Below are 26,990 nucleotides of genomic sequence, written 5' to 3' on the forward strand. Positions count from 1 at the left end.
CTGCACAACAATCGCGTCAGGCCCACAGCGTCGTGCGTCTTCCACGCGGCAAGCACCCCTCCACCGCCAGCGGCCGTCGGGACGGCCGTCCGCATTGGACATGTGAGGACTCACGTGAGCTCGAAACCCGTCGTACTCATCGCTGAAGAGCTGTCGCCCGCGACCGTCGACGCCCTCGGCCCCGACTTCGAGATCCGCCACTGCAACGGCGCCGACCGGGCGGAGCTGCTGCCCGCGATCGCCGACGTCGACGCCATCCTGATCCGCTCCGCGACGAAGGTCGACGCCGAGGCCATCGCCGCCGCGAAGAAGCTGAAGGTCGTCGCGCGAGCCGGCGTCGGCCTGGACAACGTGGACGTCTCCGCCGCCACCAAGGCCGGCGTGATGGTCGTCAACGCCCCCACCTCGAACATCGTGACCGCGGCCGAACTGGCCTGCGGTCTGATCATTTCCACCGCCCGCAACATCCCGCAGGCCAACGCGGCGCTGAAGAACGGCGAGTGGAAGCGCAGCAAGTACACCGGCGTCGAGCTCGCCGAGAAGACCCTCGGTGTCGTCGGCCTCGGCCGCATCGGCGCGCTGGTCGCGCAGCGCATGTCCGCGTTCGGCATGAAGGTCGTCGCCTACGACCCCTACGTCCAGCCTGCCCGGGCCGCGCAGATGGGCGTGAAGGTGCTGACCCTGGACGAGCTGCTCGAGGTCTCCGACTTCATCACCGTCCACCTCCCGAAGACCCCCGAGACGCTCGGCCTGATCGGCTCCGAGGCGCTGCACAAGGTCAAGCCGAGCGTGCGCGTCATCAACGCCGCGCGCGGCGGGATCGTCGACGAGGAGGCGCTGTACTCGGCGCTCAAGGAGGGCCGCGTCGCCGGTGCCGGCCTCGACGTGTACGCGAAGGAGCCGTGCACGGACTCCCCGCTGTTCGAGCTCGACCAGGTCGTCTGCACCCCGCACCTCGGCGCCTCCACCGACGAGGCGCAGGAGAAGGCGGGCATCGCGGTCGCCAAGTCGGTGCGCCTGGCGCTCGCCGGCGAGCTGGTGCCGGACGCGGTGAACGTCCAGGGCGGTGTCATCGCCGAGGACGTCAAGCCGGGTCTGCCGCTCGCCGAGAAGCTCGGCCGCATCTTCACCGCGCTCGCGGGCGAGGTCGCGGTCCGGCTCGACGTCGAGGTGTACGGCGAGATCACCCAGCACGACGTCAAGGTGCTCGAACTGTCCGCGCTCAAGGGCGTGTTCGAGGACGTCGTGGACGAGACGGTGTCGTACGTGAACGCTCCGTTGTTCGCTCAGGAGCGCGGTGTCGAGGTGCGCCTGACCACCAGCTCCGAGGCCACCGACCACCGCAACGTGGTCACCGTCCGCGGCACGCTCGCCGACGGCGAGGAGGTCTCGGTGTCCGGCACGCTGGCCGGCCCGAAGCACCACCAGAAGATCGTGGCGGTGGGCGACTACGACGTGGACCTGTCGCTCGCCGACCACATGATCGTGCTCCGCTACACCGACCGTCCCGGTGTGGTCGGCACCGTCGGCCGCATCCTCGGCGAGGCCGGCATCAACATCGCGGGCATGCAGGTGGCCCGCGACATCGCCGGTGGCGAGGCCCTCGCGGTCCTCACGGTCGACGACACGGTGCCGCAGAACGTGCTGACGGAGGTCGCGGAGGAGATCGGCGCGACGTCCGCCCGCTCGGTGAACCTGGTCTGACAGCGCTACGCACGACAGCCGGGGCCCGGCCACCTCAGGGTGGCCGGGCCCCGGCTCGTTTCCTGATCCGTCACTCCTCGGTGTCGCGTACGGGGATCCGGCGCAGGGTCGTCGCCGCCAGTACCGCCGCCCCCACCAGGACCACCGCCCCGGCGATAGCGGCCCCGTGCATCCCGGTGGTGAACGCCTCCCGCGCCGTGGCCAGCAGCTCCGCTCCCGCCCGGCCCGGCATCCCGTGGGCCACCGCGAGCGCGCCGCCCAGCGTCTCGTGGGCCGGCGACGGGGCCGAGGCCGGGATCTCGTGGCGGTAGACCGCCGTACCGATCGAGCCCAGGACCGCCATCCCGAGCGCGCCGCCGAACTCCGCACCGGTCTCCAGCAGGGAGGACGCGGAGCCCGCCCGCGCGACCGGGGCCGCGCTCATCGCGAGGTCCGTCATCTGGGAGATGGCGATGACGATCCCGGAGGCGAGGACACCGCAGGCCGCGAGCACCAGCCAGAGGGAGTCGGTGTCGGCGAGGACGAGCATTCCGTAGCCGGCCGCGGCGATCGTGAACCCGGCCGTGACGACGTAGGCGCGGTTGACGCCCTTCTGCACCAGCTGGGTGGCGATCGGCGCCGCCATGCCGATCGGCACGGAGGGGAGCAGCGCCCACAGCGCCGCCTCCATCGCGCTCTTGCCGAGCACCGACTGCAGGTACTGCGTGGTGAAGAAGGCCGAGCCCATCATCCCGAAGGACGAGATCAGGTTGAGCACCACGGCGGGCGCGAAGCCCCGGCCGCGGAACAGGGCGGGGGAGATCATCGGCGAGGCCGTGGTGCGCTGGCGGTACACGAACAGCGCCGCGAACAGCAGACCGACCGTCACCGCCAGCACGTACTGGACGTGCCAGCCCTCGGCCGGGATCTCCTTCAGGCCGTAGACCACCGGAAGCACCGCCGCCATCGACAGCGGCACGCTGAGCAGGTCGAAGCGGCCGGGCTCGGGGTTCTTCGACTCCGGGAGCAGGAACGGGCCGAGGACCAGCAGCAAGACCATCGCCGGCAGGTTGACCAGGAAGACCGAGCCCCACCAGAAGTACTGGACGAGGACACCGCTCATCACCGAGCCGAGCGCGATGCCGGCCGTCATGACGCCCGACCACAGGCCGATCGCCTTCGCGCGCTGACCGGGGTCGGTGAACATCGTGCGGATCAGCGCCATCGTCGACGGCATGAGGGTCGCGCCGCCGATACCGAGGACGGCGCGGGCCGCGATCAGGGTCTCGGCGCTGTTGGCGTAGGCCGCCAGCAGTGAGGCGCCCCCGAAGGCGGCGGCCCCGAGCAGCAGCAGCCTGCGGCGGCCGATGCGGTCGCCGAGCGAGCCCATCGTCATCAGCAGCCCGGCGAGGACGAAGGCGTAGATGTCGAAGATCCACAGCTGCTGGGTGCCGCTCGGCTCCAGGTCCGCGCTGATCGCGGGGATCGCGAAGTAGAGGACCGAGACGTCCATCGAGACCAGCAGTAGCGGAAGCATCAGGACGCCCAGGGCCGTCCATTCACGGCGGCCGGCGCGGGTTCCGGTGGGCGGCGCGGCCGGGGTTGTGCTCGTCGGGTTCGTCATGCCAGGGACTGTACGGGCGTCTTAAACGCTTGTCTAGTACGAACGTTTAAGTCGCTCGTCTAGGACACGCGTATGGATCGGGGTAAGGTGGTCGCATGGGACACCGTGAGGATCTGCTCGAGGGCGCCAAGCGCTGCCTGCTGGACAAGGGGTTCGCGCGTACGACGGCGCGCGACATCGTCAGGGAGTCGGGGACCAACCTGGCCTCGATCGGTTACCACTACGGGTCGAAGGACGCGCTGCTCGCACAGGCCTATGTGGCGCTGGTCGAGGAGATGTCCGACACCTTCGAGGGGAGTGAGGAGATCCGTGGCGAGCCCGGCTCGCTGGAACGGTTCCGGGAGGTGTGGTCCAACATCATCGCGACCATGCGGGAGCCCGGTTCCCTGTGGCGGTTGAGCGTGGAGATCGTGGCGATGGGCGACCAGATGCCCGAGCTGCGCGACCACCTGGCGCGCGCCCAGCGGGAGGGCTCGCGCGGCTTCGTGGCCTTCTTCACGGGCGTGCGCGAGGAGGACGTCCCCGAGGAGACCGTGGACACGCTCGGCACCTTCTACACGACCCTGATGCTCGGGCTCATCACGCAGTGGACCTTCGACCCGAAGAGCGCCCCCGACGCCGACCGGCTCACCGAGGGGCTGCGCCAGGTGATCGAGGCCGCCACCCGGAGGTGACCCGTCAGGTCCAGGCGCGGCGCAGTCGCCTGGACAGGCGGGTCATCAGGGCGGCGCCCGGGTGGTCGGCCGCCAGGCGTTCGATATGCGCCACGGCCGCCCCATCACCGCTGTCCCGGGCCCAGCAGTACCACTCCAGGGCCTCGCGGTGCTGCCCGCGCTCCTCGCACACGCGGGCCGCGTCCAGCATGGCGCCGGTGTTGTTCATCTCGCCGGCCCGGCGCAGCCACGCCAGCGCCGCCTGGACGTGCTCCTCGGAGCCCAGCCTCAGGTACGTGCGGGCCACTTGGCGCATGGCCTTCGAACTGCCCTCGCCGGCCGCCTGCAGCTGCGCCTCCAGCTGGGTCTGCAACTGCTTGGTGTTCTGCTCCCGGCTGTCGACGGTCAACCCGAGCTCCGCGAGCGCCCGGATCGACTGCGGGTCTCCGTCCTGAGCCAGCTTCCGATAGAGCCGGACGGCCCGCTTCCGGAAGCGTCTGCGCTCCTCCGGGCTCTCGGCACTGCCGCTCAAGCTCAGGCACAGCCGGGCGACATCCCGCTTGGAGGCCGTGTCGCCCAGTTGTTCCGCCGCCTGGGCATAGCTGTCCAGGGCCTTGTGGAGCCGGCCTTCCCGCTCGTGCCGCTCGGCCTCCCTGCGCAGCACGGACGCGTTCGGCCGAGTGGTCTTCGTGGCGGTGGCGGTCGTCGCGGTGCGGGTCTTGGCGCCGGTGGGATTCGTGGTGCCGGAGGCGGGGGCGGCCTTGGACGAGGTCTTCTTCCGGGGCGGTGCGGCCTTGGGAGACTGTTCCCCCGAAGGGGGCGGTGACGAGGCGTTGCGCCGCAGTTCGGCACGGATGCGGTCGGCCTCCTCGGCTGCCGCAGCGCTGCCCTTCGCAGCGGCGCGGACGAACCACTCCAGTGCCTGGACCGGCTGTGCCGACTGCTCCAGAAGGCGCGCCGTCTCGAGTATGGACGGCGCATGTCCCTTCTCGGCGGCGGAGCGGAAGAAACGGAGCGCGTCCGCCGGGCGCCGATCCTTCTCCACGCGTTGCCCCAGGCGGTGCAGCGCCGCCGTGTTGCCCGCATCGGCCGCCGCCCGCAACCACCGGAGCGACTCGCCCTCCCGTCGCGGATCCTTGGCGAGCAGCACCGAGGTCACGAACATGCAGTGAGGATGCCCGCCCTCGGCGCCTCGCCAGTACCAGACGAGCGCGTCCTGGTCGCGATTCTGCTGCCGGTACCAGTCTGCCAGCGCCAGCACGGAGTTGATCTTCCCGTTCATGGCGGCGGTCCGGTGCTGGCGGAGCAGCTCCTGTTCGGCCGCGGAGACCGGGGCCGGGACGCCCGCGGCGCCGCCGCTCTGCGCCGTTCCGTCACCACCCGGGGCCTCGGCGTTCCCACCCGCCGCAGCGGCCGCCTTGGGCGGAGTCGTGGGCTCCGCCTTCGGGGCCAGGCCCGGCTTGTCCTGCTCCTGGGCCAGCAGTCGGGTCAGCCGCGTGCGCGCGAACAGCTCGCCGGCGTCCGAGGCCCTCTGGTAAAGGGCCAGGACTTCCGCCCGTCGCCTCGGGAAGTGCTTTTCGAGCAGTTGACCTGCCTCGCGGGCGGCGGTGGCGTTGCCGGCGTCGGCCGCGCGCCTGTACCAGAGCAGTGCCGCCTCCAGGTCGCCGGTGTTCTTGCAGTGGGCCGCGACCCAGCGCATGGCTTCGGCGTTGCCCGCCTGGGCGGAGGCCCGCATCCTGGCCTCCGTGTCGCCGGGGCCGGCGGTGTCCTTCTTGCCGGGAGCGGCCGCGGCCGGTCGTGTGGTCTTCTCCGTCTCCGTCTGCCCAGCCGGTGCCGGCTCCAGGTCCCTCTCCCGCAGCAGCCGGGCGTTCGGCGCGGACCTCGCCTCCGGCGGGGTCGGGTCGGTCGTGAGTCCCGAGGAGGACCGGGCGGCCGGTGCGGGCGTGGGCCCCGCCGCCCTGGGGCTGCTCCGGCCGGGACGCAGCGGCCGGTCGATGTCGATGGCGAAACGGGACCGCTGGTCGATCCTGGCGCGCAGGCCCGGCGGCAGCCAGTCCTGCGCCGTCGGCGACGCCTCGGCCGCCAGCAGGTCGGCGATCTCGGCCGGGCCGGGCCGGTTGCCCGGCTCCGGCTCCAGACACGGGCGGACCACCTTCTCCACCGCGGGCGGCAACCCGTCCAGCGACGGCCTGCCGATCACGATGTTCGCGGCGATCTCCATAGGTGAGCCGGTCCCGAAAGGGTGCCGGTTCAGGGCGGTGTAGGCCAGCACCAGCCCCAGGGCGAAGATGTCGCCGGCCCATCCCACGCGCTCGTCCCGAAGCTGCTCGGGCGAGGCGAAGCTGGTGGTCCGGGGGCTGGTGCCGGTCCTGGTCAGCGTCGTACCGTCGGTGGGGGAGAGGTGCCGGGCGATACCGAAGTCGATGACGTAGGCGCCGTCGGCACCCAGCAGGACATTGGCGAGTTTGAGGTCGCGGTGGACGAGGCCGGCGCGGTGGATGCTGCGCAGGGCGTCGACCAGGCCGGCCGCCAGTACCCGCCAGGTGCGCTGCGGCAGCGGGTTCCCGCAGTGGTCGAGGGCCTCGGCCAGGTTGACTCCCGGGATGTAGCGGGAGGCGAACCACGGTTCTGCCGCGCGCGTGTCGGAGTCGACGACCTCCGCGGTGTGCCGGGGGTCGACCGCCTTGGCCGCCTCGACCTCCCTGGCGAAACGCTTACGGAACCGCTCCGGGTCCTCCTCCAGGCACGCGGGCCGGATCGTCTTCAACGCGATCGAACGGCCCCTGCTCGTCCGGGCGAAGTAGACGGTCCCCCAACCGCCCTCGCCCAGCCTCGCGAACAACTCGTGGCCGCCGATCCGTTCGGGATCGCCCTCCCGCAGCGGTTCCACCCGACCCCCCAACCGGTCCACCCGTGGCCCGTCTTGACTCCGCCCGTACGCCCCCCGGCCGTCGCTTTCGCTCAGCCCGGACTCGTCAACTCCTCGCCGCCCGCCGGCCTCCTCGGCGGCTTGGCACGGACTCCCTCCGCGCGCTCCTCCGGCCACCGCTGGCCGCTGCGGCGCAGCACGACCCCCGGGACCAGTTCGATCTCGTCGTCCGGACCGAAGCCACGGGGCGCCCGCTCGCCGGGCGCTGCGGCGGCCCCGGTGCCGCGGCGCGGCAGGGCGCGCCATGCGGTGGGTTCCCCGCCCGGGCGGACGGTGCGCATCCTGCTGCCCGCCGTGCTGGTGTCGAGGACCCACAGCGCGCCCCGGCCGCAGATCAGCAGGAGATGCTCCCTGCTGATCCGGCGCCGCCGCTCCCCGGACAGATGGCACTCATCGATCCGGACGAAGTGACCGCGCCCGAGCACGAACTCCCGGTCCTGCCCTTCGGGGCCCTCGGTGATGTTCTCCCAGGCGTGGCACGTGCCGTCCACGAACATCTTCAGCTGGATCCGGCGGCGGCGTGGGCCGGTGTCCGTCAACAGCATCCGGTGGGTGCGGCACACCACCTTGCCCCGCTGGATCGCGGGGCTGGGGCGGCAGTCCGGGTGCGGGCACCGCCAGGAACGCCCCAGCACGTTCGAGCGTGGCCGGCCCTGGAAGTCCAGCAGGTTCCGGGCCTTGAGCGTGTCGCGCTCGCCCTCGCGTGAGATCTCCCGGTCCGCGAAGACCCGCATGTCCCGCAGGACCAGTCGGACCCGACCGCCCTCCTCGCGTTCGGGCCTGAGGAAGTGTTCGCGGTCGCCCTGGATCCAAGGGTGCTCGCTCCGGTGGCCGGTGAAGTTGTCGCTGCTGATCACCCTGGTGCCGAGCTCCCTGGCATGGTCAAGGAGATCGGGGTCCGCCTTGTCGATGGCGGCGATCAGACCGCGGTCCCGCCACTCGCGCAGCAGCGCGCCCTCTGCCGGATCGGGGAACTCCCCGTCGTGCCGCGGGTGCAGCAGGCTGTTGTCCGCGATGCCGTGGACGGTGACGTCCCGGTCGCCCGTGGATTCACGCAGGGCCCGCAGGACCAGCCGCAACCTGCGCAGCTCCCGGGCCGATCCGCCGCCCAGCGCCCGGTCCCGCACCACGTTGGACAGGTCGACCAGGTAGTTGGCCTCTTGTGCCGTGCCCAGCAGATGGCGTTCCATGCGGCGCAGCGCCGCCATGTCGTTCGTCACGCACCTCGTCCCCCGACTTCCGGGCCGCACGCCCCGTGTCGAGAGGCTAGCGCTCCGCAGGCCCGTATGTGGCGATGTCCGGCTTTCCCGCCCGATGCCGTTCAGGCCAGCCGCGCCCCCTTCAGCGCCATGTGCAGCAACAGCCGGTCCTCCCCGTCGTCCAGGTCGAGGCCGGTGAGCTGCTCGACGCGGGACAGGCGGTAGTACAGCGTCTGCCGGTGGATGCCGAGGGCCGTGGCCGTGCGTCCCGCCTGGCCCGCGCAGTCCAGGAACACCTCGGCGGTGCGGGCCAGTTCGCGGTGGGCGGGGGCCAGCAGGGCGCTGACGGCCGGGTCGTGGGCCGCCTGCGGCGGCAGCGACGTCAGCAGGCGGTACGGGCCGATGGCGGACCACTGGGCGATCGGGCCGAGCCGGGGCTCCGCCAGGGCCGCTCGGGCCGCCGCCGATGCCTCCTGCCAGGCCGCGCCCAGCTCGGCGAGGCCGTGCCGGGCGCCGGCCACCCCGGCCGCGGAGCCCCGGGCGCCGGCCACCTCGGCGGCGGAGCCCGCGCCTTGGTGTCCCGCCTCCCGCAGCAGCCGGGTGGCCGCCGTCAGCGCCGGCGTCAGCACGTCCGCCGAGCGCAGCCGCACCAGCAGCGCGAGACTCTGACCCCTGGTGCCCCACGGCACCGTGCACAGCGCGGTCGCCGCCGGGATCGTCCGGGCCGACGGCGCGTCGTCCGGGTCGGCCGAGGGCCAGGGCGCGATGCAGACCACCGTGTGCAGGCCCTCGCCGCGCGCGCCCAGCGCCGTCCGCAACTCGGCCACCGCCATGTCCTGCGGCCAGCCGCGCTCCGCGGTCAGCACCGCGCGCAGCTCACGCGTCACCTCCGCGCCCGCCTGCGCCTCCTCCGCGAGCAGGTCGCCGATCCGCGCCGCGATCTCCATCGCGGCCGACAGCTGCGCCTCGGACGGGCCCGGCTCGTCGGCCAGCAGCCACACATAGCCGAGGACGACACCCCGATGGCGTACCGGCAGACAGATCCTTCCCCGGTACACGCCGGCCTCCGGAGTGGGCGGAATCCGCACCGGCCCGGTGGCGCGCGCGATGCCGAAGCCCTCGAACCACTTCCGCACCGCCGCCGTGGAGCGGCGCGTGAGGATCGAGCGGGTGCGCACCGGGTCGAGGGACGCCTCGTCGAAGTCGCCCTCGCTGTCGTACGCGGCGAAGGCGATCAGCTCGAAGTCCCGGTTCTCCAGGGTCGCCGGGGCGCCGAGCAGTGCGGAGATCTCGTCGACGAGCTCCTGGTAATCACCGCGCCCAGCCTTGAAAACATCCGCCACACGGGCATTCTCCCGCATTTTCCCATCTCGCTCATACACCTGTCTGAGATCCAGGGCACGGATGCGTGACAGCTGTCGATGGCCGACGATCGGAGGGATCCTTAGGTTTCACGGTGGTTCTCCGTGCCGTACCCGAATCGTCGGGTCGCGGCCTCTTGCCTGTTCTGTGGAGGTGCCCCGTGCTGGGTCCCGTGATTCTCGCCGCGTCGCGCAGCGACCGGATGCGACGCCTGATCTCGGCGGCCCCGGTGACCAAGCAGGTCGTCGACCGCTTCATCCCGGGCGAGACGGTCGACGACGTGGTGCCGATCATCCAGGACCTCACCGGCAAGGGGCTGGAGCTGACGATGGACGTCGTCGGCGAGGACATCACGACCCCGGAGCAGGCCGCGGCCGCGCGCGACGCCTACCTGGAGCTGATCGACCGGCTGGAGCCCCTGGAGCTGGGCACCCGCGCCGAGATGTCGGTGAAGCTGTCGATGTTCGGCCAAGCACTGGAGGACGGCCACGAGCTGGCCCTCAAGAACGTCCGTCCGGTCGTCGAGGCCGCCGCCGCCATCGGCACGACGGTCACGCTGGACGCGGAGGACCACACCACCCTCGACTCGATGTTCGCCATCCACGAGGAGCTGAGGAAGGACTTCCCGCAGACGGGCTGCGTCATCCAGGCCTACCTCTTCCGTACCGAGGCCGACGCCCGCCGCCTCGCCGAGAGCGGCAGCCGCGTGCGTATCGTGAAGGGGGCGTACAAGGAGCCCGCGTCGGTCGCTTACCAGAACAAGCACGAGACCGACAAGGCGTACGTCCGCATCCTGAGGACCCTCATGGAGGGCGAGGGATACCCGATGATCGGCTCCCACGACCCGCGCCTGATCTCCATCGCCCAGGAACTCGCCCACCGCGCCGGGCGCAAGATGGACGAGTACGAGTTCCAGATGCTGTACGGCATCCGCAGCGAGGAGCACCTGCGCCTGGCCGCCGAGGGCCACCGCATGCGCGTCTACACGGCGTACGGCACCGACTGGTACGGCTACTTCATGCGCCGCCTGGCGGAGAAGCCGGCGAACCTGCGCTTCTTCCTGAGGAGCATGGTCACTCATGGCTGAGGCAACAGGGCTGTGCCGCGGCTTCGGCCGGGGGTCCGGAGGGTGTCCCCCGGGAAGACACAGCATGCGCCGCCTGGCGGAGAAGCCGGCGAACCTGCGCTTCTTCGTCCGCTCGATGGTCACCAAGGGCTGAGCCCGCACCCCCGCTCGCAACACCGCTCACGTCAAGGAGTTACGGAACCCATGGACGCTGTGACCCAGGTCCCCACCCCCGTCAACGAGCCGGTGCACGGCTACGCCCCCGGCTCGCCCGAGCGTGCCCGCCTGGAGGCCAAGCTGAAGGAGCTGGCCGAGAACCCGATCGACCTGCCCTGCACCATCGGCGGCGTCCAGCGCATGGGCGGCGGCGAGGAGTTCCAGGTCGTGCAGCCGCACAACCACAAGTCCGTCCTCGGCACCTACCGCAACGCCACCCGGCAGGACGCGCAGGACGCCATCGACGCCGCGCTCGCCGCCGCGCCCGCCTGGCGCGCGATGTCCTTCGACGACCGCGCCGCGATCATCCTGCGCGCCGCAGAGCTGCTGGCCGGTCCCTGGCGTGAGACGCTGGCCGCCTCCACCATGCTCGGCCAGTCCAAGACCGCCCAGCAGGCCGAGATCGACACCCCGTGCGAGCTGGTCGACTTCTGGCGCTTCAACGTGCACTACGCCCGCCAGATCCTGGCCGAGCAGCCCCCGGCCAACTCCCCGGGCGTGTGGAACCGCCTGGACCACCGCCCGCTGGAGGGCTTCGTCTACGCGATCACGCCGTTCAACTTCAGCGCCATCGCCGGCAACCTGCCGACGGCGCCGGCACTGATGGGCAACGTCGTGGTGTGGAAGCCGTCCCCGACCCAGACCCATGCCGCCGTCCTGCTGATGCGGCTCCTGGAGGAGGCGGGCCTGCCGAAGGGCGTCATCAACCTCCTCACCGGCGACGGCATCGAGGTCTCCGAGGTCGCTCTGGAGCACCGCGACCTCGCGGGCATCCACTTCACCGGTTCCACCAAGACGTTCCAGTACCTGTGGAAGACGGTCGGCAACAACATCGAGAAGTACCGCTCCTACCCGCGTCTGGTCGGCGAGACCGGCGGCAAGGACTTCGTCGTCGCCCACCCGTCGGCCGACCGCGCGGTGCTGAAGACGGCGCTCACCCGCGGTGCCTTCGAGTACCAGGGCCAGAAGTGCTCCGCCACCTCCCGCGCGTACATCCCGGCGTCGATCTGGAACGACGGCTTCAAGGAGCAGTTCGCGGCCGAGGTCGACGGCATCAGCATGGGTGACGTCACCGACCTGTCGAACTTCATCGGCGCCGTCATCGACGAGCGCGCCTTCGCCAAGAACAAGGCCGCGATCGACCGCGCCAAGGAGGACCCGGCCTGCACGATCGTCGCGGGCGGTTCCTACGACGACTCGGTCGGCTACTTCGTCCGTCCGACCGTCATCGAGTGCAGCGACCCGGAGAACGAGGTGTTCCGCACCGAGTACTTCGGCCCGATCCTCGCGGTCCACGTCTACGAGGACGACAAGTACGACGAGATGCTCACCCAGATGGAGTCGGTCTCGGACTACGCCCTGACGGGCTCGGTCATCGCGAACGACCGCGCTGCGGCGGCGTACACGGCCGAGAGGCTGCGCTACGCGGCCGGCAACTTCTACATCAACGACAAGTCGACCGGCGCCGTGGTCGGCCAGCAGCCCTTCGGCGGCGGCCGCGCCTCCGGCACGAACGACAAGGCGGGCGCCCCCCAGAACCTGCTGCGCTGGACCCTGACCCGCGCGATCAAGGAGACGCTGGTCCCGCCGACGGACTACACGTACCCGCACATGGGCTGACGCCCGCGGCGGCCGGAACGGGCCGGGTCCCTGTGCGGACCCGGCCCGTTCGCGTGCGTCCCGGGGCAGACTGGCCGCATGATCGATGAGCGGACGGTGACCGCCGACGACGGCGTACACCTGTGGGCGGCGCGGTCGGGCCGGGGCGATCCGCTGATCCTGTGCCACGGCGGGCCCGGCCTGTGGGACATGTTCGAGGACGTGGCGGAACTGCTCGGGGACCGGTCCACGGTGGTCCGCTGGGACCAGCGCGGCTGCGGGCGGTCGCAGCGGTGCGGCGGACCCTGGACGAGCGCCCGCTTCGTGGCAGATCTCGACGCCGTACGACGGCGGTTCGGCCTCGACCGCACGGCCCTGCTCGGCCACTCCTGGGGCGCGCAGCTGGCGTTGAGCTATGCGCTGACGCACCCGGAGAGGGTGAGCGCGCTGATCTATGTCTCCGGTACGGGCATCGACTCGGACGACACCTGGCACCCCGCGTACCGTGAGAACTTCCTCGCCAGACTCGGTGAGCAGCCTGAAAACCTGCTGCGCTGGCGGGAGTTGACCGATCGCGCCGAGCGCACCCGTGAGGAGGACCGGGAGCGGGCCGTCCTGCAGTGGTCGATCGAGTTCGAGGACCGCGAGCGGGCTCTGGAGCACGCCGGACGCATGGCCGATCCCTGGTTCGGCGTCAACGACGAGTGCAACAGGGCCCTCAACGAGGAGCGGAAGCGCACCTGGGGTACTCCGGAGCTGCACGCCGCCTGCCGAACCCTCGACGTGCCCGTGCTGATCGTCGACGGCGGCCGGGACGTCCGACCGCGTCCGGCGGTCGACTCCCTGGAACGGGTCCTGCCGATGGTGCGGCGGGTGGTCCTGCCCGACGCCGGTCACATGCCGTGGACAGAGGACCCGCAGGGATTCCGCCAGGCGGTCGCGGACGTGCTGTGACCCGGGGCCCGGCGTCCCGCAGGGGAGCGGCAGGTGTGGCGTCGGGCGGGGAGAAGGCGACGTGGCGAGTGATACTGATCACGTGACAGTCGGAGTCCGTACCGCCCATACCGCCGACCTCGACCCCGCCGAGCTCCGGGCCGTGCGCGCGCTGCTCGGCGCCGCGTTCGACGGGGGCTACGACGACGACGACTGGGAGCACGCGCTCGGCGGGATGCACGTGCTCGTCAGCGACGAGCAGGGGCTCGCCGCACACGGGTCCGTCATCCAGCGACGTGCCCGGTACCGCAAGCGCTGGTTGCGCGTCGGGTACGTCGAGGGCGTGGGTGTCCGCGCCGACGTGCGGCGCCAGGGGCTCGGCGGGCGTGTCATGGCCGAAGTCGAGCGGATCATCGACCGCGCCTACGACCTCGGGGCGCTCTCCGCCAGCGACGACGGCGCCCCCCTCTACGCCGCCCGTGGCTGGCGGCTCTGGCGCGGCCGTCTGTACGGCCTCGGCCCCCGCGGTGTCGTCCGTCTGCGTGACGACGAGGACTGCACCTATGTGCGCCCCGCCGCCGCGGGCGACCTCGACTTCAAACGCAAGCTGGTCTTCGACTGGCGCGACGGTGACGTCCTCTGACCGTCGGCGACGGTTTTCGCAGGTCACGCTCATACGGCCCACTGCACCGTCTCAGATAGTAGGAAGTCCGAGTAATTGTGGAGACAGACGCCCGGTCCTCACTTACTTTTGTAGAAGCCGAACGTCTCGCTCGATCAAGCGAATGGCGGTCGTGAGCCGGGCCCCGTGCAGGCAACCCCTGCGGCACCGCTCTCCGCCTCGGCTGGGGGTACCTCCCACGCGTTCAGCAGTGGGGGGGTCTCGAAACCCCTTTCCGCACTCCCGGATGTCGAAGGAGTCGATTTCCCATGGCCGAGACGACCGCCCGCCGCCGAGTCCGTCACGTTTCCCGTACGAGCGAGTCCGACCGCAAGAACGCCGCCGCGGCGCTCCAGCGCGCCCTCGACCGCAGGGACAACGGCGGCGCGACCGGCCACTGAGCCGCGCCTCCGCTCCCCGGGCCGTCACTCGTACGGCCCGCACCCTCACCCATGAGGCTGCACCCATGAGCCGGGAGCCGCACCCGCACGAGGTGCGGTGCGGCCGGGCGCCCCGCGCCATCTGCCGCGCCGCACCTCGATGTTGAGCGGTGTCCGCATCGCGGACGCCCCGTGTCATTGCGTGGGACGAGGAGTACGGTGCCGTCATGTCTCGCAGCATCAATCTCGCAGTGATTCCCGGTGACGGCATCGGCCAGGAGGTCGTGGCCCAGGGACTGAAGGTCCTCTCCGCCGTCCTTCCGCAGGATGTGAAGCTGGAGACCAAGGAGTACGACTTCGGCGCCAGGCGCTACCACGCCACCGGTGAGACCCTCACCGACGCCGACCTCGAGCAGCTCAAGCAGCACGACGCGATCCTGCTCGGCGCGATCGGCGACCCCTCGGTGCCGTCGGGCGTGCTGGAGCGCGGCTTCCTGCTCAAGCTCCGCTTCGCCTTCGACCACCACGTCAACCTGCGGCCCTCCAAGCTGCTGCCGGGCGTCGCGACCCCGCTCGCGGGGCAGCCCGAGATCGACTTCGTCGTGGTCCGCGAGGGCACCGAGGGCCCGTACACGGGCAACGGCGGCACCATCCGCAAGGGCACCCCGCACGAGGTCGCCACCGAGGTGTCCGTGAACACCGCCTTCGGCGTCGAGCGCGTGGTCCGGGACGCCTTCGCCCGCGCCCAGGCGCGCCCGCGCAAGAAGCTGGCCCTGGTCCACAAGAACAACGTGCTCACGTTCGCGGGTCACCTGTGGACGAACATCTTCAACAAGGTGGCCGAGGAGTTCCCCGAGGTCACCACCGAGTACATGCACGTCGACGCGGCGACGATCTACCTCGTCACCCAGCCCGAGCGCTTCGACGTGATCGTCACCGACAACCTCTTCGGCGACATCATCACCGACCTCGCCGCCGCCATCTCCGGCGGCATCGGGGTCGCCGCCTCCGGCAACATCAACCCGTCCGGCGAGTTCCCGTCGATGTTCGAGCCCGTGCACGGCTCGGCGCCCGACATCGCGGGCCAGGGCAAGGCCGACCCCTCGGCCACCGTCCTGTCGGTCGCCCTCCTGCTGCGTCACCTCGGCTACGAGGCCGAGGCCGCCCGCATCGAGGAGGCCGTCTCCGCCGACCTCGCGGAGCGCGTGGGCAAGCCCGCCCGCACGACCGACGAGATCGGCGACGCGCTCGCCGTACGAGTAGCCGGCTGACCCGCCGCCCTACTCACCCCCTGAGTCAAGGCCGCCGGGTCGCAACCGCACCCGGCGGCTTTCCCATGCCCTCGCCGGGTGTCACCATCGACCCACCCTGTGCTACCCCTAGGGCCGTATTCACACCGTTTCTCCCTCACAGCCCGAAAGGCGTGGGGGTGCCCCCATCCCTCACCCGCTTGCCATAATCGAACGCGGAGCCGCGGAATGAGGGAATGCTCGGACGTCCTAGCACCGGCCACTGCCGGTGCGGGAGCGAGCGCGGCCCGTCACGACAACCGGTGAAGGACAACCACACATGACGACGCCCACGATCGAGCTGAAGCCCTCCTCCAACCCGCTCTCCGACGCGGAGCGGGAGGCGATCCTGGCCAACCCCGGGTTCGGCCGCCACTTCACCGACCACATGGTGACGATCAAGTGGACCGAGGGGCGGGGCTGGCACGACGGTCAGCTCGTCCCCTACGCGCCGATCTCCCTCGACCCGGCCACCAACGTCCTGCACTACGCGCAGGAGATCTTCGAGGGCCTCAAGGCCTACCGCCGACCCGACGGCTCCGTCGCCACCTTCCGCCCGGAGATGAACGCCCTGCGCTTCCAGCGTTCCGCCAAGCGCCTCGCGATGCCCGAGCTCCCGGTCGAGACGTTCATCGAGGCGTGTGACCTGCTCGTCCAGCAGGACAAGGCGTGGGTGCCGGCGCACGGCGGTGAGGAGTCCCTCTACCTGCGCCCCTTCATGATCGCCACCGAGGTCGGCCTGGGCGTCAAGCCCGCCAACGAGTACCTCTTCCTGGTCATCGCCTCCCCGGCCGGCGCGTACTTCCCGGGTGGTGTGAAGCCCGTCTCCATCTGGGCGTCCGAGGACCGCGTCCGCGCCGTCCCCGGCGGCATGGGCGACGCCAAGACCGGCGGCAACTACGCGGCCTCCCTGCTCGCCCAGGCCGAGGCCGCCGCCAAGGGCTGCGACCAGGTCTGCTACCTCGACGCCGTGGAGCACAAGTGGGTCGAGGAGCTCGGCGGCATGAACCTGTACTTCGTGTACGGCAACAAGATCGTCACCCCGAAGCTGACCGGTTCCATCCTGGAGGGCGTCACCCGTGACTCCCTGCTGACGGTCGCCCGTGACCTCGGCTACGAGGCCGAGGAGGGCCGGATCTCCATCGACCAGTGGCAGGCCGACTCCGAGAACGGGACCCTCACCGAGGTCTTCGCCTGCGGCACCGCCGCGGTCATCACCCCGGTCGGCACGGTCAAGCGCGCCACCGCCGAGTGGAAGCAGTCCGGCGGCGAGCCGGGCGAGGTCACCCTGAAGCTCCGCGAGGCGCTGCTCGACATCCAGCGGGGCACGCGCGAGGACACGCACGGCTGGATGCACAAGCTGGGCTGACGCCCGCCGCACCCCTTCAGGGGCCGCCCCCGACTTCACCTCCGGGGCGGCCCTCTTTCGCCCACACGGGGGCAGGCGGCCGGCCCGCGGATGCGTCATGAACGCAATGAACGAAACCCGAGGCGCTCTTGTCGCACCCGCGAACGCCCGGCACGTTACGGGCCATGGGACGAGAGCACTGGAAGAAGATCTGGATCGGCTCGGCCGGCAACATGGTGGAGTGGTACGACTGGTTCGTCTACGCCAGCTTCGCCACCTACTTCGCCGGGGCGTTCTTCCCCGACGACAACCCCACGGCCCAGCTCATGAACACCGCGGGCATCTTCGCGGTCGGCTTCTTCATGCGCCCGGTCGGCGGCTGGCTGCTCGGCCGGGTCGGTGACCGCAGGGGCCGCAAGGCCGCGCTGACCCTCACGGTCACGCTGATGTCCGCCTCCGCGATCCTCATCGCGATCGCGCCGACGTACGCCGTCGCCGGGTACGGCGGCGCGGCGGTGCTGCTCGTCGCCCGACTGCTCCAGGGGCTGTCGGTGGGCGGCGAGTACGCGGCCAGCGCGACCTACCTCACCGAGGCGTCCGACCCGCGCAGGCGCGGCTTCGCCTCCAGCTTCCAGTACGTGTCGATGACCGCCGGGCAGATCGTCGGCCTCGGCCTGCAGATCGTCCTCCAGCGCACCATGTCCGACGACGCGCTGCACGACTACGGCTGGCGCATCCCCTTCGTGCTGGGCGCCCTCGGCGCGGCGGTGGTCTTCTATCTGCGCCGGAACATGCTGGAGACGGACGTCTACGAGGCCGAGGCCGACGAGAACGAGGACGCGGGCGAGGGCCGCGGCACGCTGCGCGCGCTGTGGCGGCACAAGCGCGAGGCGTTCCTGGTGATCGCGCTGACCATGGGGGGCACGGTCGCGTACTACACGTACACCACGTATCTGACGAAGTACCTGTCGAACTCCGCGGGCCTGCCCAAGCAGACCGCGACCCTGGTCTCCTTCACCGCGCTGATCGTCTTCGCCTGCCTCCAGCCGCTCGCCGGCCGGCTCTCCGACCGGATCGGCCGCCGTCCGCTGCTGATCACCTTCGCCGTCGGCTCCACCCTGCTGACGGTCCCGATCATGACGTTGCTGAAGCAGGCGGACAGCTTCTGGCCGGCGCTCGGCCTGGCGCTGCTGGCCCTGGTCGTGGTCACCGGGTACACCTCGATCAACGCCTGTGTGAAGGCCGAGCTGTTCCCGACGGGCGTCCGCGCGCTGGGTGTGGCGCTTCCCTACGCGGTGGCCAACGCCCTGTTCGGCGGAACGGCGGAATACGTCGCCCTGTGGTTCAAGGACGCGGGCGCCGAGTCCGGCTTCTTCTGGTACGTCGCGGCCTGTGCGGCCGTCTCGCTGGTCGTGTACGTCAGCATGCGGGAGACCAGGGACCTGGACCTCACTCGGATGAAGGACGGGCAGTCCTCCTCCGTGACGACCGCATCCTGAGACGACGGTGAGCGCGGGGGCGGACTGTGCCAGACTGCCCCCGTGCTCTCGTTCGCCATGATTATTGGCAGCAGGCGCGCCGGTCCGCAGTGACCGCCACGTACGACCAGGTACGGGTGGCCACCGTCGTCCTCGACCCGCGCGCAGACCTCTCGCACCCGCGAGAGGTTTTTTCGTTTCCTGGCCCACCTTCAGCCGGGGGCGGAGCGCGAGGGAGTATGGGGGGACGGTGGAACCGGTCATTCCGGTAAGACCGAGATCCAAAACAGGAGCCTTGAGACCATGACCGAGACGGCAACCAGCGAGCTCGACGACTCGTTCCACGTCTTCGACACGACGCTGCGCGACGGCGCGCAGCGCGAGGGGATCAACCTCACCGTCGCGGACAAGCTGGCCATCGCACGGCACCTGGACGACTTCGGCGTGGGCTTCATCGAGGGCGGCTGGCCCGGCGCGAACCCGCGGGACACCGAGTTCTTCGCGCGCGCCCAGCAGGAGATCGCCTTCCGGCACGCCCAGCTGGTGGCCTTCGGCGCGACGCGCCGCGCGGGCGGCAAGGCCGCGGAGGACCCGCAGGTCAAGGCGCTGCTGGACTCGGGGGCTCCGGTGATCACGCTGGTCGCCAAGTCCCACGACCGCCATGTCGAACTGGCGCTGCGCACGACGCTCGACGAGAACCTGGAGATGATCCGCGACACGGTGTCCCACCTGCGGGCGCAGGGCCGGCGGGTCTTCGTCGACTGCGAGCACTTCTTCGACGGCTACCGGGCGAACGCCGCGTACGCCAAGTCGGTGGTGCGTACGGCGGCCGAGGCGGGCGCGGACGTGGTCATCCTGTGCGACACGAACGGCGGCATGCTGCCGGCCCAGGTCCACGCTGTGGTCTCGACGGTGCTGGCGGACACGGGTGCCCGGCTCGGCATCCACGCCCAGGACGACACGGGCTGCGCGGTCGCGAACACCCTCGCGGCGGTGGACGCCGGCGCGACGCACGTGCAGTGCACGGCGAACGGGTACGGCGAGCGGGTGGGCAACGCCAACCTGTTCCCGGTGGTGGCGGCCCTGGAGCTGAAGTACGGCAAGAAGGTGCTGCCGGAGGGCCGGCTGCGCGAGATGACGCGCATCAGCCACGCGATCGCGGAGGTCGTGAACCTCACCCCCTCCACCCACCAGCCGTACGTGGGCGTCTCGGCCTTCGCCCACAAGGCGGGCCTGCACGCCTCGGCCATCAAGGTGGATCCGGACCTGTACCAGCACATCGACCCGGAACTGGTCGGCAACACCATGCGGATGCTGGTCTCCGACATGGCGGGCCGCGCCTCGGTGGAGCTCAAGGGCAAGGAACTGGGCATCGACCTGGGCGGCGACCGCGAGGTGGTGGGCCGGGTGGTCGAGCGCGTCAAGGAGCGCGAACTCAAGGGCTACACCTACGAGGCGGCGGACGCGTCGTTCGAACTCCTGCTGCGCGAGGAGGTGGCGGGCAAGCCCCTGCGCTACTTCCGCACGGAGTCCTGGCGGGCGATCGTCGAGGACCGCCCGGACGGCACGCACGCCAACGAGGCCACGGTGAAGCTGTGGGCGAAGAGCGAGCGGATCGTGGCCACGGCGGAGGGCAACGGCCCGGTCAACGCCCTGGACCGCGCCCTGCGCGTGGCCCTGGAGAAGATCTACCCGGAGCTGGCCGCCCTGGACCTGGTCGACTACAAGGTCCGCATCCTGGAGGGCGTGCACGGCACCCAGTCCACGACCCGCGTCCTGATCTCCACGTCGGACGGCAAGGGCGAATGGTCCACGGTGGGCGTGGCGGAGAACGTGATCGCGGCATCGTGGCAGGCCCTGGAGGACGCATACACATACGGCCTGCTCCGGGCCGGCGTGGAACCGGCGGAGTAGCTCCCGGGGCCGCCGATGCCGGGCCGAGGCTGCGAGCAGCACTCGGCCCGGCATCGGCGGGTTACTGCAACCGCCACTTCTGGTTCGCCGCACCCGTGCACGACCAGATCTGCGCCCGCGCCCCGTTCACCGACGAGTTGTCCGTGACGTCCAGGCACTTGTTCGCCGCGATGTTCACCACGTCACCCGTCGACGAGTTGTACGACCACTGCTGCGCTCCCGTGCCGTTGCAGTCGTACAACTGCACCTTCGCCCCGTCAGCCGTCGACCCGGACGTCACGTCCAGGCACTTCCCGAGTGCCTGGATCGACCCGTCGGTCTTCACCGTCCACTGCTGCGCGGCCGTCCCGTTGCAGTCGTACAGCTGCACGGCCGTGCCGTTGGCATTCGACGCCCCCGCCACGTCCAGGCACTTGCCCGCCGGCCCCACGAACGCCCCCGACCGGTCGCCGCCGCCCGACTGCGCACCCGACCACGTGAACGTCGCGGACGTCTTCCCGGGCAACGAGTACGTCGCGTGCTGCCCGCCCCAGTCGATCGTCACCGTCTTCGCCGACGTGCCGTCGTTGTACGCGATCAGTGCCTTCGAACCGTCCGGGTTCCGCCACGCCACGTTCGGCACGGACGACGACGCCGTCGAGGCGATGCGCTGCGCGCCCGGCCGTACGAACTTCGTCAGATGCCCCATCGTGTAGTACTCGATCGTGTAGTCGACCGTCCCGCTCGCACCGTCGCCGTTGTGCACCGTGATCAGCCCGGTGCAGGTGCCGCAGCCGCCGTTGTGCGGCCCCATGTTCTGGTCGACGGCCAGCGACCACTTCGTCACGGACTTCGCCCAGTTCCGGGTGTAGTCCACGATGTTGAGCATGTCCTCGCGCTGCTGGTTCGCGATCCAGGTGCCGCCCGAGTGCTCCGTGCCGAACGCGTCCAGCTGCGGGTACCGGTTGTGGACGGCCGTCTGCTTCGTCACGTCACCCCCGTACCCGTGCCAGGCGATCCCGCCGAAGTTCGGGTGCGAGCGGATGGCCGCGTCGTCCACCGTCTGGGCGGCGTAGGAGTCGTACGTGTCCCAGTTCCAGTCGTGCGCCAGCACCTTCGTCGTCAGACCCGCCGCCTGGAGCTTCGGCAGCAGTTCGTTCTTCGTGAAGTAGGCGAGCCCGGACGCGTTCCAGCTCATCGACGGATAGCCCGAGCAGCACGTCGGCTCGTTCTGGGCCGTGACGTACGAGACGGGTATGCCCTGGTCCCGGTAGGCCTGGAGGTACTTCACGAAGTACGAGGCGTAGGCCCCGTAGTCCTCCGCCTTCAGCCAGCCTCCGGCCAACTGCCCGCTGTCCTTCATCCAGGCGGGCGCCGTCCAGGGGGAGGCCATCACCGTCAGCTGCGGGTTCAGCTGGAGCGCCTGCCTCGTCAGCGGCACCACGTCCGCCAGGTCGTGTGCGATGGAGAACTTCGCCAGCGACGGATCGCTCTGACCGGCCGGCACGTCGTCGTACGTGTATCCGTAGCGCGCCAGGTCGGAGGCGCCCATGGGATTGCGGAGGAACGACAGGCCGATCCCGTCCGTCGGCGAGAACAGCTTCCGCATGGTCGCGTCCCGCGTCGCCTGCGTGAGCGCCCCGCTGCTGTTCATCAGCCAGGCCGCGGTGTCCGTGAAGGACGCCCCGCCGCCGGTGAAGGTCTGGTAGCGCGTGTTCTCGTCCACGGTGATGTTCTCACCGCTGCCACCGGTTCCGGACTGGAAGGCGAACGGCGTCTGCGGCTGCAGACCCCGCACCACATGGCGCCCGCCCGAGTCGTCGGTCGTCGTGAGCCAGACGGTGACCTGTTCACCGGTCGCGTGCGCCGGCGTGGCCGCCGCGAACCCGGCGGCGGTGAGCAGCCCGGCGAGCAGCAGCCGGACCGTGCGCCTGTGTCTGTTCATGGAGCGCCGCCCTTCTGAAGGTGGGGGATGGGGGCGTGCGAGGCGTGAGTAAATGACGGCTTCGTATACACGTCAAGGGGGTGCGCGTTCAGAATCTGAAGCGACAAAGGGACGGATTCAGAAGGGAGTTGCGTCTGCGGCCCTTCTGACGTGAACTCTTGACGGGTGCCCGGGGCGCTAGTTAACTCACGGCGTGATCTAAGTCATGAGTGAACCATGACGACTTGATGAGTCGAGGGAAGGTCCGTCCATGCGAAGAACCGCCCTGCTCGCCTCCGCCACCCTGCTCACCGCCCTGATCCCCCTGGCGTCGGCGCGCGCGGCCGACGACCCCGCCCCCACGCCCGTCCCCGTCGACCGCTTCGAGGGCGAGGTGCCCTTCGCCCAGCAGCCGGCGGAGGGCATCTTCACCTGGGGCGGCGACAGCGACGACCCGCCCACGCTCCAACTCGCCGACCGCGCCGACGCCCCCGAGGGCGCCAAGGTCCTCACCGGCGGCTACGACATCAGCGGCTACGGCGGCTTCACCCACGACTTCGCCGCGGACCGGCCGGCCCATGACTGGTCCTCCCACAAGGGAATCCGCTTCTGGTGGGACGGTCAGGACAACGGCAAGAAGATCGCCTTCGAGATCAAGGACGGCGGCGCGAACGGCGAGGCGTCGGAGCTGTGGACCACCTCCTTCACCGACGACTTCACCGGCTGGAAACAGATCGAGATCCCCTTCACCGACTTCACCTATCGCACGGACTACCAGCCGGTCGGCGGAATCGACCACGTCCTCGGCCTGACGCAGATGTGGGGCTACGCCCTCACCCTGCCGGCCGGAGTCAAGGGCCACTTCGCGATGGACGACGTGGAGCTGTACGGCAGGGCCGACCAGTCGCTGCGCGCCTCCGTCACCACCGACGCCCCCGTCCACCCGGTGAAGGAGGGCGGAACGGCGACCGTCAGGGTCACCGTCGCCACCACCGGTTCCGCTCCGATCGACGAGCCCGTGACCGTGCGGTACGAGACGGGCGGCGGCAGCGCCGAGCCCGGCAAGGACTACACCGCGGTCTCCGGCACCCTCACCTTCCCCGCGGGCACCGCCTCCGGCGCATCCCGGACCATCCAGGTCCCCACCCTGAAGGACAGGTCCGCCGAGCCCGCCGAGACCATCCCGGTCAAGCTCACGGTCACCGGAGCCAAGGCGCCGGCCGAGACACCCCAGGTGGTCATCGACGCCCACGGACTGCCGTACCTGGACAGCAGGTTGCCCATCAGGAAGCGGGTCGCGGACCTCCTCTCCCGTATGAGCCTTCAGGAGAAGGCCGGCCAGATGACCCAGGCCGAGCGCGCCGCCCTCACCGACCAGGGCGACATCGCCACCTATGCCCTCGGCTCACTTCTCTCGGGCGGCGGCTCCACCCCCACGCCCAACACCCCCGACGCCTGGGCGAAGATGATCGACGGCTTCCAGCTCCAGGCGCAGGCCACCCGCTTCCAGATCCCGCTGATCTACGGCGTGGACGCGGTACACGGCCACAACAACCTCGCCGGCGCCACGATCATGCCGCACAACATCGGCATCGGAGCGACCAGAGATCCCCGACTGGCCGAGAAGGCCGGGGCGGTGACCGCCTCCGAGGTACGCGCCACCGGCGTTCCCTGGGACTTCGCGCCCTGCCTGTGCGTCACCCGTGACGAACGCTGGGGCCGCTCCTACGAGTCCTTCGGCGAGGACCCGGCGCTCGTGCGGTCCATGGAGACGATCATCCAGGGCCTGCAGGGACGGCCGGACGGGCGCGACCTCGGCCGCGACGACAAGGTGCTCGCCACCGCCAAGCACTTCGTCGGGGACGGCGGCACCGCGTACGGCTCGTCGACCACCGGCTCCTACACCATCGACCAGGGCGTCACCACGGTCACCCGGCAGCAGCTGGAGGCCGTCCACCTGGCGCCGTACAAGACGGCCGTCGAGCGCGGCATCGGCTCGGTCATGCCGTCGTACTCCTCGCTCGACATCGTCGGCGACGGCCAGGGCCCTGTGAAGATGCACGCCCGCGGCGACATGATCAACGGTGTGCTCAAGGGCCGTATGGGCTTCGACGGCTTCGTCATCAGCGACTGGAACGCCATCGACCAGCTCCCCGGCGACTACGCGTCCCACGTCCGCTCGGCGGTCGACGCGGGTGTCGACATGATGATGGTGCCGTACACGTACAAGGACTTCCGCACGACACTCGTCGACGAGGTGAAGGCCGGGCGCATCAGCGAGCGGCGCATCGACGACGCCGTCTCCCGCATCCTCACGCAGAAGTTCAGGCTGGGGCTCTTCGAGCACCCCTACGCCGACACCACCGGTGCCGCGCGGATCGGCTCGGCGGCCCACCGGGCCGTGGCCCGGCAGGCGGCCGCCGAGTCCCAGGTGCTGCTGAAGAACGCGCACGGTGTGCTGCCGCTGAAGAAGAACCAGAAGGTGTACGTCGCCGGTTCCAACGCCGACGACCTCGGCAACCAGACGGGCGGCTGGACCCTCACCTGGCAGGGCGCCTCCGGCACCCACACCCAGGGCACGACCATCCTCCAGGGCATGCGGAAGGCCGCGCCGGACACGGCCATCACCTACTCCAAGGACGCCTCGGCACCGACGAACGGCTACGACGTCGGTGTGGTCGTCGTCGGCGAGACCCCCTACGCCGAGGGTGTCGGTGACGTCGGCAACGGCCACGACCTGCGGCTGTCCGCCGCCGACCAGGCCGCCGTCGACAAGGTGTGCGGGGCCATGAAGTGCGCGGTGCTCATGGTCTCCGGGCGCCCGCAGATCATCGGCGACCGGCTCGGCGAGATCGACGCGCTCGTGGCGTCCTGGCTGCCGGGCACCGAGGGCGACGGTGTGGCGGACGTCCTCTACGGCAGGCGGCCCTTCACCGGGCAGCTCCCCGTCACCTGGCCGAGGTCGGAGAACCAGCTGCCGATCAACGTCGGCGACGCCTCGTACGATCCGCAGTTCCCGTACGGGTGGGGGCTCACCACGCTGACCGCGGTCCCCGAGGGAGGCACGGCGACCCTGAAGGCGCTCGCGCTCGCGGCCGCCGCGGCCGAGAGGACGGGCTCCGACCGGGCCGGACGCGAGATCGTCACCCGGGCCCGGCTGCTCGTCCAGCAGAAGGCGGGGTCCGCGATGACGGCGGCCATCGCGAAACCGTTCGCCGACGCCGACCACCTGCTGCTGACGGGCAGGTACGCGGCAGCCGTGGCCGAGCTGACGCGGGCCTACCGGGCAGCGGCCTGACGGAAACCCGGTACGGGTGGGCGGTGCGTTGCCGCCCACCCGCACCGAACTCCGGGTTCGGGCGCCTTCCGGTAGGTTCGAAGTATGAACGCCGTGCTCCGTCGAGGACTGGTCGTACCGCTGGTCGCCCTGCTCATGGCCGTGCTCACGGTGCTGTCCACCGGAGCGCCCCGCGCCCAGGCCGCCACGGACGTCTCCGCCATCGCACAGGCGCTCCGCAGCGGTCCTGTCTACGTGGATCCGGCCGCCTCCCGGCAGCTGTCCGTCGCGGACGCCGACGCCCTCGCCAAAAAGATCGAGGACGCGGGCAAGCCGGTCTTCCTCGTGGTCCTGCCCGCCGACTACCCGACCCGGGACCTCTTCGCCGACCTGCGCACGGCCACCGGCATCACCGGCCTGTACGGCGTCCGTCTCGGCGACCGCTTCGACGCCCGCGCCGACTCCTCGGTCCTCGGGCACAGTGCCGTGCGGAACCTGGTCACCAGTGTCCAGGGTGAGAGCGCCACGGCCCAGCTGAACGACTTCACCGACCGTGCCCTCGCCAACGTCGGCGGACACGCCCCTTCGACCTGGGGTACCTCCCGCAGCAACCACGGGGCGTCGTCCACCGCGCTGATCATGCTCGCCGTGGTCCTGGTGCTCGGCGGCACCGGCGCCTACATGCTCGTACGGCGCGGCCGGCGCCGGCGCGAGGAGGAGCAGCAGGCCGCGCTGGAGAAGCTGCGGGTCGTGGTGGACGAGGACATCACCGCCTTCGGCGAGGAACTCGACCGCCTCGACTTCCGGCCGGGGGAGCCCGGCGCCGACGACGCGATGCGCGCGGACTACGCCCGCGCCCTGGACGCGTACGAGGAGGCGAAGTCGGCCATGACGGCGGCGCGGCGCCCGGAGGACGTGAAGGCCGTGACCCAGGCCCTGGAGGACGGCCGGTTCGCGCTGGCGACGCTCGCCGCCCGCCGCGAGGGCCGCCCACTGCCCGAGCGCCGGGCGCCCTGCTTCTTCGACCCGCGCCACGGCCCGTCCGTCGCCGACGCGATCTGGACGCCTCCGGGCGGGGCCCCGCGCGAGGTCCCGGTCTGCGCGGCCGACCAGGCTCGTCTGGCCGACGGCCGCGACCCCATGATCCGCGAGGTGGACACGGAGTACGGCCGCCGTCCGTACTGGGACGCCGGCCCCGCCTACGGCCCCTGGGCGGGCGGCTACTTCGGCGGCGGCCTCCTGCCCGGCCTGCTCGTCGGCACGCTGCTCGGCAGCATGATGGCCACCCCTTCGTACGCCGCCGACTACGGCACCGGCTACGGCGACTTCGGCGGGTACGAGGGCGGCGACGTCTCGGGCGCCGACTTCGACCCCGGGGACTTCGGCGGCGGCTTCGGCGACGGCGGGGGAGGGGACTTCGGCGGGGGAGGCGACTTCGGCGGGGGCGGCGGGGACTTCAGCGGAGGGTTCTGACCG

The 26,990-nt window shown here is 70.9% G+C and carries 19 protein-coding genes; 14 read left to right on the forward strand and 5 right to left on the reverse strand.

Going from position 1 to position 26,990, the window contains the following annotated elements; genetic code table 11:
- Nucleotides 1–114: 114 nt before the first annotated feature.
- The gene (gene serA / locus SY2F82_RS31355) at nucleotides 115–1,704 is read left to right on the forward strand and encodes a phosphoglycerate dehydrogenase (RefSeq protein WP_200422549.1); all 1,590 of its coding nucleotides are present in this window, start codon (nucleotides 115–117) and stop codon (nucleotides 1,702–1,704) included.
- Nucleotides 1,705–1,774: 70 nt separating this feature from the next.
- Here serA and SY2F82_RS31360 read toward each other — a convergent pair whose 3' ends face one another.
- Nucleotides 1,775–3,307, reverse strand: coding sequence for an MFS transporter (locus SY2F82_RS31360; RefSeq protein WP_200422550.1), 1,533 nt, complete (start codon nucleotides 3,305–3,307; stop codon nucleotides 1,775–1,777).
- Between the two features lie 95 nt (nucleotides 3,308–3,402).
- Between SY2F82_RS31360 and SY2F82_RS31365 the strand changes: the two genes are divergently transcribed.
- On the forward strand, nucleotides 3,403–3,981 hold the full coding sequence (locus SY2F82_RS31365) for a TetR/AcrR family transcriptional regulator (protein ID WP_200422551.1): 579 nt from the start codon (nucleotides 3,403–3,405) through the stop codon (nucleotides 3,979–3,981).
- Between the two features lie 4 nt (nucleotides 3,982–3,985).
- On the opposite strand, the gene SY2F82_RS31370 is transcribed toward SY2F82_RS31365, so the two are convergent.
- The 3 genes from SY2F82_RS31370 to SY2F82_RS31380 form a co-directional block, all read right to left on the reverse strand.
- On the reverse strand, nucleotides 3,986–6,850 hold the full coding sequence (locus SY2F82_RS31370; RefSeq protein ID WP_200422552.1) for a protein kinase: 2,865 nt from the start codon (nucleotides 6,848–6,850) through the stop codon (nucleotides 3,986–3,988).
- 71 nt (nucleotides 6,851–6,921) lie between these two features.
- The gene (locus tag SY2F82_RS31375; RefSeq protein WP_200422553.1) at nucleotides 6,922–8,109 is read right to left on the reverse strand and encodes an FHA domain-containing protein; all 1,188 of its coding nucleotides are present in this window, start codon (nucleotides 8,107–8,109) and stop codon (nucleotides 6,922–6,924) included.
- A gap of 101 nt (nucleotides 8,110–8,210) precedes the next feature.
- Nucleotides 8,211–9,449: a CdaR family transcriptional regulator gene (locus SY2F82_RS31380; RefSeq protein WP_200422554.1), complete on the reverse strand. Its 1,239-nt coding sequence runs from the start codon at nucleotides 9,447–9,449 to the stop codon at nucleotides 8,211–8,213.
- A gap of 161 nt (nucleotides 9,450–9,610) precedes the next feature.
- Here SY2F82_RS31380 and SY2F82_RS31385 point away from each other — a divergent pair, with 161 nt between their 5' ends.
- From SY2F82_RS31385 to cimA, 10 genes are all read left to right on the forward strand, one after another.
- Entirely contained in the window at nucleotides 9,611–10,537 is a 927-nt protein-coding gene (locus tag SY2F82_RS31385; RefSeq protein WP_200422555.1) for a proline dehydrogenase family protein, read from the forward strand.
- Nucleotides 10,530–10,670, forward strand: a complete 141-nt coding sequence (locus SY2F82_RS31390) for a hypothetical protein (protein WP_200422556.1) — start codon at nucleotides 10,530–10,532, stop codon at nucleotides 10,668–10,670. The genes SY2F82_RS31385 and SY2F82_RS31390 overlap by 8 nt, the downstream gene beginning before the upstream one ends.
- Nucleotides 10,671–10,720: 50 nt before the next feature.
- Nucleotides 10,721–12,352 (forward strand): L-glutamate gamma-semialdehyde dehydrogenase, encoded by a 1,632-nt coding sequence (pruA, locus tag SY2F82_RS31395; RefSeq protein ID WP_200422557.1) that lies wholly within the window; start codon nucleotides 10,721–10,723, stop codon nucleotides 12,350–12,352.
- A 78-nt stretch (nucleotides 12,353–12,430) separates the two neighbouring features.
- Nucleotides 12,431–13,285 carry an alpha/beta fold hydrolase gene (locus SY2F82_RS31400; protein ID WP_200422558.1) on the forward strand — a complete coding sequence of 285 codons (855 nt, stop codon included), beginning with the start codon at nucleotides 12,431–12,433 and terminating at the stop codon, nucleotides 13,283–13,285.
- An 82-nt stretch (nucleotides 13,286–13,367) separates the two neighbouring features.
- On the forward strand, nucleotides 13,368–13,907 hold the full coding sequence (locus SY2F82_RS31405; protein ID WP_200422559.1) for a GNAT family N-acetyltransferase: 540 nt from the start codon (nucleotides 13,368–13,370) through the stop codon (nucleotides 13,905–13,907).
- Between the two features lie 287 nt (nucleotides 13,908–14,194).
- Nucleotides 14,195–14,326 (forward strand): hypothetical protein, encoded by a 132-nt coding sequence (locus SY2F82_RS39575; protein WP_103838047.1) that lies wholly within the window; start codon nucleotides 14,195–14,197, stop codon nucleotides 14,324–14,326.
- A gap of 206 nt (nucleotides 14,327–14,532) precedes the next feature.
- On the forward strand, nucleotides 14,533–15,576 hold the full coding sequence (locus SY2F82_RS31410) for a 3-isopropylmalate dehydrogenase (RefSeq protein WP_200422560.1): 1,044 nt from the start codon (nucleotides 14,533–14,535) through the stop codon (nucleotides 15,574–15,576).
- Nucleotides 15,577–15,874: 298 nt separating this feature from the next.
- Nucleotides 15,875–16,963 carry a branched-chain amino acid aminotransferase gene (locus tag SY2F82_RS31415; protein ID WP_200422561.1) on the forward strand — a complete coding sequence of 363 codons (1,089 nt, stop codon included), beginning with the start codon at nucleotides 15,875–15,877 and terminating at the stop codon, nucleotides 16,961–16,963.
- Nucleotides 16,964–17,127: 164 nt separating this feature from the next.
- On the forward strand, nucleotides 17,128–18,441 hold the full coding sequence (locus tag SY2F82_RS31420) for an MFS transporter (protein ID WP_200422562.1): 1,314 nt from the start codon (nucleotides 17,128–17,130) through the stop codon (nucleotides 18,439–18,441).
- A gap of 282 nt (nucleotides 18,442–18,723) precedes the next feature.
- Entirely contained in the window at nucleotides 18,724–20,334 is a 1,611-nt protein-coding gene (gene cimA / locus SY2F82_RS31425; RefSeq protein ID WP_200422563.1) for a citramalate synthase, read from the forward strand.
- Between the two features lie 61 nt (nucleotides 20,335–20,395).
- Here the strand turns inward: cimA and SY2F82_RS31430 are convergent, their stop codons facing one another.
- Entirely contained in the window at nucleotides 20,396–22,258 is a 1,863-nt protein-coding gene (locus tag SY2F82_RS31430; RefSeq protein WP_200422564.1) for a ricin-type beta-trefoil lectin domain protein, read from the reverse strand.
- A gap of 250 nt (nucleotides 22,259–22,508) precedes the next feature.
- Here SY2F82_RS31430 and SY2F82_RS31435 point away from each other — a divergent pair, with 250 nt between their 5' ends.
- Together SY2F82_RS31435 and SY2F82_RS31440 are read left to right on the forward strand one after the other, a co-directional pair.
- Nucleotides 22,509–25,535, forward strand: coding sequence for a glycoside hydrolase family 3 N-terminal domain-containing protein (locus tag SY2F82_RS31435; protein ID WP_200422565.1), 3,027 nt, complete (start codon nucleotides 22,509–22,511; stop codon nucleotides 25,533–25,535).
- Nucleotides 25,536–25,619: 84 nt separating this feature from the next.
- Nucleotides 25,620–26,987, forward strand: a complete 1,368-nt coding sequence (locus SY2F82_RS31440; protein ID WP_200422566.1) for a hypothetical protein — start codon at nucleotides 25,620–25,622, stop codon at nucleotides 26,985–26,987.
- The last annotated feature ends 3 nt before the right edge of the window (nucleotides 26,988–26,990 follow it).

The sequence above is a fragment of the Streptomyces sp. Y2F8-2 genome (assembly GCF_014905555.1).
Lineage (GTDB): Bacteria > Actinomycetota > Actinomycetes > Streptomycetales > Streptomycetaceae > Streptomyces > Streptomyces cynarae.

Excerpts from the sequence above, each read along its gene's own strand:
- SY2F82_RS31360 (WP_200422550.1), bottom strand. The coding sequence starts at position 3,307 with ATGACGAACCCGACGAGCACAACCCCGGCCGCGCCGCCCACCGGAACC.
- SY2F82_RS31365 (WP_200422551.1), top strand. The coding sequence starts at position 3,403 with ATGGGACACCGTGAGGATCTGCTCGAGGGCGCCAAGCGCTGCCTGCTG.
- SY2F82_RS31380 (WP_200422554.1), bottom strand. The coding sequence starts at position 9,449 with ATGCGGGAGAATGCCCGTGTGGCGGATGTTTTCAAGGCTGGGCGCGGT.
- SY2F82_RS31390 (WP_200422556.1), top strand. The coding sequence starts at position 10,530 with ATGGCTGAGGCAACAGGGCTGTGCCGCGGCTTCGGCCGGGGGTCCGGA.
- pruA (WP_200422557.1), top strand. The coding sequence starts at position 10,721 with ATGGACGCTGTGACCCAGGTCCCCACCCCCGTCAACGAGCCGGTGCAC.
- SY2F82_RS31400 (WP_200422558.1), top strand. The coding sequence starts at position 12,431 with ATGATCGATGAGCGGACGGTGACCGCCGACGACGGCGTACACCTGTGG.
- SY2F82_RS39575 (WP_103838047.1), top strand. The coding sequence starts at position 14,195 with ATGGCCGAGACGACCGCCCGCCGCCGAGTCCGTCACGTTTCCCGTACG.
- SY2F82_RS31410 (WP_200422560.1), top strand. The coding sequence starts at position 14,533 with ATGTCTCGCAGCATCAATCTCGCAGTGATTCCCGGTGACGGCATCGGC.
- SY2F82_RS31415 (WP_200422561.1), top strand. The coding sequence starts at position 15,875 with ATGACGACGCCCACGATCGAGCTGAAGCCCTCCTCCAACCCGCTCTCC.
- SY2F82_RS31420 (WP_200422562.1), top strand. The coding sequence starts at position 17,128 with ATGGGACGAGAGCACTGGAAGAAGATCTGGATCGGCTCGGCCGGCAAC.
- cimA (WP_200422563.1), top strand. The coding sequence starts at position 18,724 with ATGACCGAGACGGCAACCAGCGAGCTCGACGACTCGTTCCACGTCTTC.
- SY2F82_RS31430 (WP_200422564.1), bottom strand. The coding sequence starts at position 22,258 with ATGAACAGACACAGGCGCACGGTCCGGCTGCTGCTCGCCGGGCTGCTC.
- SY2F82_RS31435 (WP_200422565.1), top strand. The coding sequence starts at position 22,509 with ATGCGAAGAACCGCCCTGCTCGCCTCCGCCACCCTGCTCACCGCCCTG.
- SY2F82_RS31440 (WP_200422566.1), top strand. The coding sequence starts at position 25,620 with ATGAACGCCGTGCTCCGTCGAGGACTGGTCGTACCGCTGGTCGCCCTG.